This is a genomic window from Caldithrix sp., from assembly GCF_056497305.1.
Map to the genome: position 1 here is coordinate 1 of NZ_JBSMDE010000077.1, position 11,715 is coordinate 11,715.

An 11,715-nucleotide genomic window follows, 5' to 3' on the forward strand; every position below is an offset into this window, starting at 1 on the left:
TCAAAATTTACAAAGCAAAGACTAAAACGCCTTCTTCCTTTTTTTCAAGGAAAGGGCGCCGGGGGGATGGGTTTTTAAAACAAAAACTCACCTTAAATGCTTTGCCCTTGCGAAGCCTCGAGCCGAAGCTCGAGTTATGTTGCGCCTGCAAATGGTTTGCCAGTGTAAGGGATTCTCAGAATGACATGCCGGCACGGTTCCTCACCGCATGGGCATAAGTTGCCCCTTCGCAAATTAATTCGTAATTTTTAATTTTTAATTTTTAATTTAGTGCTCTCTGTGGTTGTTTAAATCCCCAAGGAAGATTTTTGGTTGCGGCTTTGCTGCCTTAGATGTTTTGAAGGAAGTATTCTATTACACTCTTAACGCTTACACACATACACTTTTCCACGCCAGCGGAAAATTTGTCCTCCCAGTAGAAGGGATTCTGATCCCGATAAATCATGAGAAGAATACATTCTTTAAATATTTTCAATTTGATAAAATTAAAAAAATCAGTAAATTTGACCGAATTATTTTATGAATTAAAAATAGAAATCAAATTTTGATGAACAACACTCAATCTCAATTTTTAAAAAGCTTAGATTATTTCTTTGTTTTACGGCCTATGCTTTTTTACCCCGGCTGGTCAACGTTGCTGGCCGGTTATCTGATCCTTTTTAAAGATCGCTGGTATTTAGGCCCTGCGCACTGGTATTCCCTGGATTTCGGTTTATTACTCGGATTGTTTGTGGCCTTTGCGCTGGCCATGGGTGCCAGCTTTTTGCTCAACCAATTGGCCGACGTGCAATCCGACTTACAAAACAAAAAGCTCTTTTTAATTTCGGAAGGGCATATCTCAAAAAGGGCGGCCGTCTTAGAGGTGATACTCTTACTGCTCTTTTCACTGCTCATTGCCTTAAAAATCGGTACCCATATCTTCCTGCCCATCACGCTTTTCGTCCTGATCACCGGCTATTTTTACAACTTTGCCCCTTTTAAATTCAAGGATCGGCCCTGGTGGAGTTTGCTGGCCAACATGGCCATGGGCTTTTTAGCCTTTGCCCTGGGCTGGTTGGCGGTTAAACAAGAAATGACCAGCGCCCTGTTTGTAGATGCTCTACCTTATCTGTTCTTTAATACCGCACTCTACTTTTTTACAACCCTGCCCGACATTGAGGGCGATCGCCTGGCGAATAAAAAGACACTGGCTGTACAATTGGGATTGAAGAGGATCATTTATCTGGCTTTTCTGTTTTACCTGGGCAGCCTCATTTCTACTTTGCTCTTAAACGATCGATTGGCCATGGTCATTGTCCTTCCGTCTTTACCGTTTTTCATCCAAACTCTGATCAGGCCTCAGGTTTCATCCACCATCCGCGCCACAAAGTTTAGCATTCTGTTTTTTGCCCTGGCGGTCTGCCTTAAAATTCCCTTCTATTTTTTGCTGATGGTGGCCGGTTTCTATTTTACTCGCTGGTATTTTAAACGCCGTTTCCAATTTGACTATCCCAATTTTCAGGGGAAAGGTTAGACAGGGAATCTTTTTTTCTTTAAATTGGTTAAACCATTTTTCCAAAACAGGAAAGGAGTAAAGCGTCTGTGTTAGCCAAAATTAAACGTGGATTACAGAAGACCAGAGAGAATGTTTTTTCTAAATTAAACAATGTTTTTAGTTCTCATACAAAAATCGATGAAGATTTACTGGAAGAAATCGAAGAAATTTTAATCACCGGTGACGTGGGCGTGGACACTACCCTGGAGATTCTTGAGCATTTGCGTCAGCAGATCAAAAAGCAGCATCTGGAAACGCCCGAACAAATTCAGCAATTATTACAAGAGGAATTGAGTAAGCAATTACTGGCCCCTCCGGAAAATCGCGTTGAGCAAAAACCGTTTGTGGTGCTGGTGGTTGGGGTTAACGGCACGGGTAAAACCACGTCCATTGCCAAGCTGACCCATTACTATCAGCAGCAGGGGAAGAGCGTATTGTTGGCAGCAGCCGACACATTCCGGGCGGCGGCCATTGAACAGTTAGAAATCTGGGCCCAGCGATTGGGTTGTGACATCATCAAGCATCAACCCGGCGCAGACCCGGCCGCTGTTGTGTTTGACAGTTTGAGTGCGGCTAAAGCGCGTCAGGTCGATTTTGTCATCATCGACACGGCCGGTCGGCTGCACACCAAGGTCAACCTGATGAGCGAGTTAAACAAAATTTACCGCGTCATTGAAAAGCAGGTACCTGGCGCGCCGCACGAGGTCATTCTGGTTATTGACGCCGGTAACGGGCAAAATGCCATCAATCAGGCGCGTGAATTTGTTAAAGCCGTAAATGTGAATTCCATTTTTTTGACCAAATTAGACGGCACAGCCAAAGGCGGGGTGGTGCTTTCCATCAAACGTCAGCTGGGCATTCCGGTTAAGTACATCGGATTGGGAGAAAAAATGGACGATTTTGAATTGTTTAATCCACAGGAATTTTTGGAAGGATTGTTTGCAAAAGAATGAAAAAGATACACGTAACCACACTGGGTTGTCCTAAAAACATAGTGGATTCGGAGCATCTGCTGGGCCTGTTGAAAATCAATGATTTTCAAATCGGCCGGTCGCCCGAGGAATCGGATGTGTTAATCATAAACACCTGCGGCTTTATCAATGATGCCAAGGAAGAATCCATTCAGGCTATTCTGGAAGCGCTGGAACTCAAAAAACAGGACCCGCACAAAAAGGTGTTTGTGGCCGGTTGCCTGACTCAACGCTACCGTAAGGAAATTGAGCAGGAGATACCCGAAGTCGATGCCATTTTTGGCACCGAAGAGTATGCGGCCATCCTCAAAGCCCTGGGCAAGGGGCATGCCGCTCTGGATAACTTCCATCGCACGCGTTTGATCACCACGCCACGCCACTATGCCTATTTAAAAATTTCGGAGGGCTGTAATCACACCTGCGCCTTTTGCGCCATTCCCGGAATCCGCGGCCCACACCGGAGCAAACCGATTGAACAACTGGTCGAAGAGGCCAGAGTACTGGCCGCCCATGGCGCCAAAGAGTTGATCGTAGTCTCGCAGGACACCTCCTATTACGGCAAGGATTTGTACGGCCGGCAGCAAATTGTTCCCCTGCTACAGTCCCTGGAAAAAATTGAAGGCATCGAGTGGATTCGCGTCCTTTACTGGTACCCCACCAATTTCCCTCTGGATGTGTTGCACTGGATGCAGGATAGCAAAAAATTGGTGCATTACCTCGATCTTCCCATTCAGCACATCAGCCAGCCCGTATTAAAGCAGATGCGCCGCGGAGACACGCGGGAATCGATTCTTAAAATTTTGCACCAGGCCCGCTCCCTGGTGCCGGACATTACTTTACGCACCACGGTCATTGTAGGCCATCCCGGAGAACGGCCTCAGGATTTTGATGATTTACTGCAATTTGTTCAGGAAATGCGTTTCGATCGCCTGGGCTCCTTTCTTTACTCCGACGAAGACGGAACCGCTGCCTTTAACCTGCCTGACAAAGTGGAAGCCAGGATCGCTCAACAACGGCAGGAACAGTTGATGGAAATTCAGCGTGAAATATCTCTGGAAAAGAATCAAGCCATGGTGGGCAAAAAACTTCCTGTTTTGATTGACGAGTACAACTCAGAAATGAATTTTTATCTGGCCCGCACGTACAGTGATGCACCGGAAATCGACAATGAAGTCATCATCCTGGGACAGGGTAAGCAGAACATTGAAGTGGGCCACTTTCAGGAGGTGGAAATTATTGACGCCAGCGAATACGAGCTTTATGCGCGCATTTCCGGTTAATATTTTACAATTATTTAATAATTTTGTATTTTTAGCCCGTAATGTAAGGCTATTAGAGAGATAACATGCAACAAAGATTTTTTGCCACCGTTCTGTTTTTAATCGTTTATTGTTCGCTGGTATTTGGTCAGTACCTGGGGCCAAATAAACAAAGTGGGGTGGGCATCCCTTTTTTTGAAATTGCTTATCAGCAGCGCTTTGATCCGGATCTGGAACATCACCGGCTCATCGTCATGACCAGCCATCTTTATGACGATCTGACCTTCATTAAAAGCGACACCAGCGGATTTGACACCGAATTTGAGATGCTGTTCGCTATTTACGACCAAAATGGCAATGTGGTAACCAGCCGCACCATTAACCGAAAGATTAATGTTACAACCTTTGCTTTAACCAATGACCGTCAAAAGGCCGTCACTATTAAAGAAGAGTTTAAACTGCTTCCCGGAGAATATTCCCTGCTGGCCAAATCGACCGATCTGATTACCAACGAATCGGCCAAAAGAAAGATTAAATTCGCCTTTAAACCTTTTAAAGATAAACCGGTGGCCATCGGTAGTCTGCTTTTTTTGCAGAGTGTAACTCTGGATTCCAGCGGTCAGGTGGTAGATTTTGAACCCACGTTTAGCAATAATTTTACGGTGAAAACCGGCACCTTTTACATCTATTTTGATGTGTTCAGCAAAAACATCGATCAGCCTCTCACTTTGCACTACATTTTTAAAGGGGAAAAACGGCGCAGTAAAAAACGCATTGTAGAAATCGACAGCTCCCTGACTCTGTTACCTAAAAGCCACATCTTCTCGCAGCTCTTCGAATTAAAGCGCAGTCGGCTCAAACGCAATAAATATCTTTTAACGGTCGAGGCCATCTCCGGCAAGAAAAAAGCGACCACCTCACAGGTCTTCTCTTTCTTCTGGTCAACGGTACCCAGCACCCAGGAAGACATTGACCTGGCTTTGCAGCAAATGGCCTACATTTTAAATCCCGATACCCTGAAAAAATACCTCAAGGCCTCATTAAAAGACAAACAGGATTTTTTTGAGCGCTTCTGGAAAGAACGGGATCCGGACCCCAGTACTGCCAAAAATGAATTGAAGGATGAATACTTTAGAAGAGTAAACTACGCCAACACCTACTTTTCAACCATGACCCAGGATGGCTGGGCCACAGACCGCGGACGCATTTTGATCAAATTTGGTTTTCCGGATGATATTGAACGCCACCCGTTCGAAATCGACAGCCCGCCTTACGAAGTGTGGCAATACTACAACCTGCGCAAAACTTTTCTTTTTGTCGATTACACCGGCTTTGGCGATTACCGCCTCGATCCGCGCTATTTTGACGTGGAATTTGAGTAAAGCGCTCGCCTCTTTTTTCTGGTCAAAACAGGCGGAACATTCATTAACCACAAGCAACCACTGGTTGCCCCTCAAAACCATTTTAATCAGCCCCTGATGCCTTTCGAAAGAGTCAAGCATTACGCTTCAAACGTAACCCGATCTTCAGCTCGAAACTCTGCGCAAGCAGAAATGCCTCTCATTAATCACAGGATTTCGGCAAAGCGCAGACATCAATTTCCCCCTCGCCCCGCAAAGCGGGGAGAGGGGGTTAGGGGGAGAGGGCTATAAGGAGGAATCCTTTACATGATTAAAGAGATTCCGGCTCTCGCTTGCGCTCGGCCGGAATGACACGTTCGGGGAAGATTTCTCAGCTCTGCACGTCGCTTTCGCTCCGCACATCGGTCGAAATGACAATTAGTGGGCTTAAAGCGCAGGCAGCAAGCCTGCGCCAACCGATGTTCTTCCAGCTCTTGCCTATTACCGGTCTGAGCGTAAGGCTTCTTTTAGAAAAAAATGTTGTAAAGCGAGCACGGTCTTGCCATCTTCAATCTCTTTATTCAAAAGCCTGTGCAGCGCTTCCTGCCGCGACCACTCGATCACCTTAATGTCTTCATGTTCGCTGGCCAGGCCGCCGCCGGCATTCATTCGCTGGCTGGTCTGTGTGTAGCCCAGGTAAATGTAAACACGTTCTGTGGTAATGCCTGGACTGGTGTAAACGGTGGCCACAGGTTCCAGCTCTTCCAGCGCGTAGCCGGCTTCTTCCAGACATTCCCGTTTGGCGCAGGCTTCAGGTGACTCATCATCAACCACACCGGCCACAATTTCATCGATCCAGCCCCCTTCGCCAGCTTCAAACACAGCGTAACGGAATTGACGAATGAGGATGAATGAATCTCTGTCTTTTAAATAGATTAATACGGCAACTGCCGTACCCCGATTTAAATTCAGGCGACGTACTACCGGCGACCAGCTGCCGTCAAATTTTTCAAACTTCAGTTCAGCGCTGTCCACAATGAAAAAATCATCCAGTAAGCGCTCTTTCTTCAGTAATTTTACTTTCATGGTTTTTGACTCCGCTTAAAAATCTGGCTCAAAATAAAGGAAAAAATGAAATCAATGCAAAAATTAAATGGGCCCGCCGTGCTTCAGCACCTTGTTGAAAAAAATTTTGCCTGAAGCCCGATGTGGTGTTACATTTATGAAAAAAGTAACATGGTGCAGAAAAATGAAAGACCCATTAATCCGATTTGGCGTATCGCTACCCAAAACTCTGATCACCCGTTTCGATCAGCTTATTAAAGAAAAGCAATATTCCAACCGTTCAGAAGCCATTCGCGACCTGATCCGGAAAATGCTGATCGAAGAAGAAATTCAAAGCGATCAGGAGGTGCTGGGCGTTTTGCATTTGCTTTACGACCACCACCAGCGGGAACTCAGCGATCGGTTAACCGACATTCAGCACGATTACCACCATCTGATTATCTCCTCCACCCACGTGCATCTGGATCACGACAACTGTCTGGAAGTCATTCTTCTGAAAGGGCGCGCCGGGCAAATCAAACAAATCTCGGATAAGCTGATCGCCATTAAAGGGGTAAAAAACGGACAGCTCTATTTGACTTCTACAGGAAGCAATCTAAAATAAAGCAATGCCATGCAACTGGTTCTACAAAATGTCAGGCGCAAATGCGGACTTTGCCGGGTGAACCCTTTAAGTAAGCTGCTCATGGGGCTGTTATTTTTCATCATTGTCCTGCTCGGCAGAACGCAATCGACGGGACAACTGGTATGGTTGACATTGTGGAGTGCGGCTGCTCTGTGTTTCGCTCTTTCTCTAAATCGCGGTCTAAAAAGTTATTTTCTGCGTAGCGCCGTGATGTTTTTCCTGTTAACCATAGCCCTGCCCTTTACTTCCTTTACCGCCCAGGAGAACGCCTTAATGCAATTGGCCGGTTTACACCTTTTTAAAAGCGGCTTATGGCGCTTTGCCACCATTTTTTTAAAAGCCATGCTGCTTTTGTCCATCTCGTTGATTATTGTCAACAGTACCCCTTACCCCCAGCTATTACAGGCTTTTCAAACATTGAAGATGCCGGGCTGGATTCTGGCCATCTTCATGTACATGTTTCGCCTGCTATTTTTAATGAAAGAAGAAAATCGGCGTTTGAAACGCGCCATCCGCGCCCGCAGTGGGAAGCTGACCTTGAAAAGAAAACTCAAAATTTTAATCGACTTTAGCGTGGTCTATCTGGCCCGCTTAATGGAACGCAGCGAACGGAATTATCAGGCGCTGGTCAGTCGCGGTTTTCGTGGAAAAATCAGATTACTGGATGAACCAGCTTTGCCCGGGAGAGATCTGCTCCTCTTGTTGTGGCCTGTTTTATTTTTGGCAGGAACCTGGCTATGAGTGGGCAGGAATCTGTGGCTTTAAAATTGACGGAAGTGACCTTTTCCTATGAGGCTGATCGTCCGCTATTTACGGATCTCCATTTCACCGTTTTGCGTGGCCAGCGTATTGGCATAATCGGCCCCAATGGCGCGGGCAAATCCACCTTGCTTTTGCTGTTCAATGGCATCCTTAAGCCATTAAAGGGGAGTGTGCAGGTGCTGGGCGAAGAGCTCACTGCCCGAAACGAGCTAAAGATTCGACAGAATGTGGGACTGGTCTTCCAGAATCCGGAAGATCAGTTATTCTGCCCCACCGTTTACGAAGATGTAGCTTTTGGCCCATTGAATTTTGGTCTGCCTGAAGACCAGGTTCGGCAACGCGTAGATCAGGCTTTGCAGGAAGTGGGCTTGAGCGCATTGGCAGATCGTTCCACTTTAAACCTGAGTTTCGGAGAAAAGAAATTGGTCGCCCTGGCCACCGTTCTGGCCATGAATCCGCAAATTGTGGTTCTGGATGAGCCCTCCAGCAATTTAGATGCCATCCACCGCAGAAAGATCATGGACTGGATGCGGCAAAACGGACGTACCTGTCTCATTACTTCACACGATCTGGACCTGATTTACGACACCTGCCAGAGAACGGTGATCCTGAATGAGGGGAAAATCGTAGCCGATGGTGCGACCCGCCAAATTTTGACCGACAGAGCATTGCTGGAAGAAAACGGACTTGAATTGCCCCTTAAATTACAATCCATCTCATAAAGGAGGAAGACGCTCATGAATCGTATTTTAATCATTTTCAGCCTTTTACTCTCTTTTCATCCTGGGATGACAGCCAATCCGCCACAAGCGGACACCTTGAAAGTTTTTGAAAGCAGCGATTCGATTGTTGTCATTGGCAATCGCATTGCCACCTCGATCCGAAATCTGGCCTACAGCTACCAGACCGTTTCAGGCCAGCTCGTGCGCCAATTGAGCAGCCATTCTGCTCTGGAGATGGTTGATCTGACTTTCCCTTCGGCCTTTGTTCTGGAAAACAAAGTGTTAGGCTATGGGGTAGGCACCGCTGGCGCCGGTACGCTTAACTTACGCGGCCTGGGGGGCAAGCCCAATTCGGGTGTGCTGGTTCTGTTGAACGGCCATCCCGATTTCATGGGTATTTTTGGCCATCCCTTACCCGATGTGTACGGGAACGAAGACATCGATCGCCTGGAAATTTTAGCCGGGCCGTCTTCCACCGTCTTTGGCGATCATGCGCTGGGCGGAGTGGTTAATCTGGTAACCGAACCCCGCTATGACCATCTGGCCACCTTTCACTCCGAAATGGGTACCTCCGGCACCCTGATGTTAACCCTTTCGCTCCAGAAGCGTGTGAACCGACACGGATTCTTTTTTACAGTGCGCAGCCAGAAAAGCGATGGGCATACGGCCCACACCAGTTTTGAATCAAAGCATGTGCAGGGTGGCTGGCAGTACCAGTTCAATAAAACCTGGCAATTGACCGTTCAGGGACGCTATGTGCCCTACCAGTTTGATGATCCGGCGCGCGGCGACCAGGATAAGCTAAATATTGGCGCCTATGGCAAGATTCGACGCGCAACCGGAGAAATCAGTTTAAAAAATAATGGACAACGGTTTAAAGGCGCCTTTCAGCTGTACACCAATTTAGGGCATCACGAATTTTACGACGGCTTTACATCCAACGATTTCAGTTACGGTTTTTCGGCCTACCAGTTCATGCAATATTCCAGAACGATTTCGCTGGCCACCGGCCTGGATGTCATCACTTACGGTGGCAAAGCCAAAAACGATTTTGCCCATTTGCCCAATGGTGCGCCCATTGTCAATCCGGATAAACACCAATTAACCTCAGCCGGAGCCTATGCTCTGCTCTTTTATTCGCCCCTTCCGCAACTCAATCTCAAAGCCGGATTGCGCTATCAATACAATTCACTGCCCTTAAATCAGTTTTCGCCATTTGCGGGAATCTCCTACACCCTGGCCAGTGGTTTTCAGGCTTATGTAAACTATCAAACCGGTTTCCGTGCTCCAACCTTGATGGAACTATATCTGTTTCCATCGGCCAACGCCCATTTGAAGAACGAACAGGTACAGAGCATTGAATTGGGCACGGCTTGCCAGTTCAGCCAAACGGCCAACCTGCGTCTATCTGTTTTCAAAAACAAAGCCATTGATTTAATTCAGGCCCTGCCCAATGCCACGCCTCCGCCCCCAGCCCGTTTTGTCAACGGCCCCAACGCCAATCAATGGGGCGCTGAAGCCATGCTTAAAGGGCGCCTGCTTCCCGGACTGTTTGTGCAACTCTCTTACGGCTATCTGGAGCCCGATGTCCTAACGGCCTACAATCCGCGCCATCAGTTTAAATATTTAATACGTTTTGAACGAAACCATTTTTACGCTAATCTTTTCGGAAAATATGTGCAAAACCTCTACGCCGGAAACGACAAACAATACCCCTTGCCGGACTATTGGCTACTCAACATGCAGATCGGTCGGAGTTTTGAGGGGGCCAACGTCTACTTGCGAATTTCAAACGCCTTAAACGAAAACTACAAGGCGCGTCCCGATCTGGTGGCGCCCGACCGACAAATCAGAGTCGGACTCATGCTCAGGATTAAAGGATGAACGAGCAGGAACTAAGGCAAATTCCGTTAACTGCCTTTTTAGCGGTAGCAGGCATTCTGCTGCCGCAAATTTTTCATCTATTCGGACTGGGCGCCGTGTTTTTGCCCATGTTTTTACCAGTCATGTTAGGCGGTCTCCTATTGACTCTACGCTTCGCCCTTGTTTTAGCCGTGATTACCCCGCTGACCTCCTGGATTTTCACCGGCATGCCCCCGGTGGTGCCGCCGGTTTTACCTGTGTTGATCAGCGAATTGCTGGTGGCCAACGCCATACTGTCCCTGCTGCACGTACATCTCAAATGGAGCGTATGGCCGGCCCTCTTGCTGGCCATTCTGGCAGACCGGCTGTTACTCCTGGCCCTGGTCTCTTTCATTGCTCCGCTCCTGGGCTGGCAACATCCCTTGTTTTCCTTTGCACTGGTTAGCAGTGGCCTGCCAGGCATTGCACTACAGCTCATCGTTTTACCATTGGTCATTAAACTCATTGAGCAACGCTGGAAATTACCACTGGAGTAAACCATGTCTATGGCAGAAGTTCAGGCCTTTTTTGAAAAGCAAGCGGCCCTATGGGATTACAGTTCCGATCAAAACAAATTGGAAGAGATTCGATTTTTCTTCCGAAAGTATTTCAATAATCTGCCAGGCCCGGTACTGGATTTAGGTTGCGGTACGGGCGTTTTACTAAAAGTCATCCCGCAATTTTTAGCCGATCCTCCATCGCTGATTCTGGAGATGGACATTGCAAAGGGCATGTTGCAACAGGTTCTAAAAAAAGCCAGAACACAACATTCGCCGGTATTGGCTATTCAGGCTGATGCCCATCACATGCCTTTGGGCACACAGAGCCTGGGTACCGTTATTGCCTTTCAGGTCTTTCCCCATTTTTTGTCTCCTGATCAGGTATTGCAGGAGATATTCCGGGTACTTAAACACGGCGGCCGTTTTTTGATTTTACACCTCATGGATCATGAGCAGCTGAACCGTTTACACCGCGCAGCCGATCGCGCCGTGGCTGACCACCACTTACCGCCGGTTGAGCAACTGGCAGAGCAGGTGCAAAAACACGGATTTGATATTGAGACCTATTTTGAAAAGAAAGATGGTTATTTAGTCAGCGCCCGCCGCCGTTAACCGTGTTTCTTTCGGTTAAAAGGCCTGCGCATCATTGGGATGGATTCACGGTAAGAATGAAACGTGCCTGAATTATGGACTGGGGGTATTTAAATTGAATTAAACTAATTTGAGAAATTCATGACTCTCAACCAATTTTTCTCTTAAGGCAGCAGAGCCGCAACCCAAAAACATTACCGCAAAACTTTAAACAACCACAGAAGGCACAGGGAAGTATTTTTAAATTAAAAATTAAAAATTACGAATTACGAATTAATTTGCGAAGGGGCAACTTATACCCAGGCGGTGAGGAACCGTGCCGGCATGTCATTCTGAGAATCCCTTACATTGGCAGACCATTCGAAAGAGCAATGTAACTCGTGCTTCAAACCGCGACTTTGTGAGGGCGAAGCATTTATGGCGAGCTTTTGTTTTAAACCCCAT

The 11,715-nt window shown here is 47.1% G+C and carries 12 protein-coding genes; 11 read left to right on the forward strand and 1 reads right to left on the reverse strand.

The annotated features are described in order from the left end of the window. The 5 genes from ACWB0I_RS06620 to ACWB0I_RS06640 all read left to right on the forward strand — a co-directional run. On the forward strand, positions 1 to 218 hold a 218-nt coding region (locus ACWB0I_RS06620), incomplete at its 5' end, for a hypothetical protein (protein WP_479387261.1). A gap of 329 nt (positions 219 to 547) precedes the next feature. Continuing rightward, positions 548 to 1,513, forward strand: coding sequence for a UbiA family prenyltransferase (locus ACWB0I_RS06625; RefSeq protein ID WP_479387262.1), 966 nt, complete (start codon positions 548 to 550; stop codon positions 1,511 to 1,513). Positions 1,514 to 1,581: 68 nt separating this feature from the next. Continuing rightward, positions 1,582 to 2,487: a signal recognition particle-docking protein FtsY gene (gene ftsY / locus ACWB0I_RS06630; protein ID WP_479387263.1), complete on the forward strand. Its 906-nt coding sequence runs from the start codon at positions 1,582 to 1,584 to the stop codon at positions 2,485 to 2,487. Next, positions 2,484 to 3,785, forward strand: a complete 1,302-nt coding sequence (gene rimO / locus ACWB0I_RS06635; protein ID WP_479387264.1) for a 30S ribosomal protein S12 methylthiotransferase RimO — start codon at positions 2,484 to 2,486, stop codon at positions 3,783 to 3,785. Before ftsY ends, rimO begins: the two co-directional genes overlap by 4 nt. 65 nt (positions 3,786 to 3,850) lie before the next feature. Continuing rightward, positions 3,851 to 5,146 (forward strand): GWxTD domain-containing protein, encoded by a 1,296-nt coding sequence (locus tag ACWB0I_RS06640; protein ID WP_479387265.1) that lies wholly within the window; start codon positions 3,851 to 3,853, stop codon positions 5,144 to 5,146. Positions 5,147 to 5,605: 459 nt separating this feature from the next. Here the strand turns inward: ACWB0I_RS06640 and ACWB0I_RS06645 are convergent, their stop codons facing one another. Beyond that, entirely contained in the window at positions 5,606 to 6,190 is a 585-nt protein-coding gene (locus ACWB0I_RS06645; protein ID WP_479387266.1) for an NUDIX domain-containing protein, read from the reverse strand. A gap of 163 nt (positions 6,191 to 6,353) precedes the next feature. Between ACWB0I_RS06645 and nikR the strand changes: the two genes are divergently transcribed. From nikR to ACWB0I_RS06675, 6 genes are read left to right on the forward strand one after another with little or no spacing between them, the layout of a single operon-like run. After that, positions 6,354 to 6,773, forward strand: a complete 420-nt coding sequence (gene nikR, locus ACWB0I_RS06650; RefSeq protein WP_479387267.1) for a nickel-responsive transcriptional regulator NikR — start codon at positions 6,354 to 6,356, stop codon at positions 6,771 to 6,773. A 9-nt stretch (positions 6,774 to 6,782) separates the two neighbouring features. Continuing rightward, positions 6,783 to 7,535 (forward strand): energy-coupling factor transporter transmembrane component T family protein, encoded by a 753-nt coding sequence (locus ACWB0I_RS06655; RefSeq protein ID WP_479387268.1) that lies wholly within the window; start codon positions 6,783 to 6,785, stop codon positions 7,533 to 7,535. After that, positions 7,532 to 8,278, forward strand: a complete 747-nt coding sequence (locus tag ACWB0I_RS06660) for an energy-coupling factor ABC transporter ATP-binding protein (RefSeq protein WP_479387269.1) — start codon at positions 7,532 to 7,534, stop codon at positions 8,276 to 8,278. The genes ACWB0I_RS06655 and ACWB0I_RS06660 overlap by 4 nt, the downstream gene beginning before the upstream one ends. A gap of 15 nt (positions 8,279 to 8,293) precedes the next feature. Next, positions 8,294 to 10,162, forward strand: a complete 1,869-nt coding sequence (locus ACWB0I_RS06665) for a TonB-dependent receptor (protein ID WP_479387270.1) — start codon at positions 8,294 to 8,296, stop codon at positions 10,160 to 10,162. Then, a complete protein-coding gene (locus tag ACWB0I_RS06670) occupies positions 10,159 to 10,677 on the forward strand; it encodes an ECF transporter S component (RefSeq protein WP_479387271.1) in 519 nt (172 codons plus the stop codon). Before ACWB0I_RS06665 ends, ACWB0I_RS06670 begins: the two co-directional genes overlap by 4 nt. Positions 10,678 to 10,680: 3 nt before the next feature. Then, a complete protein-coding gene (locus tag ACWB0I_RS06675) occupies positions 10,681 to 11,292 on the forward strand; it encodes a class I SAM-dependent methyltransferase (RefSeq protein WP_479387272.1) in 612 nt (203 codons plus the stop codon). Positions 11,293 to 11,715 lie beyond the last annotated feature (423 nt).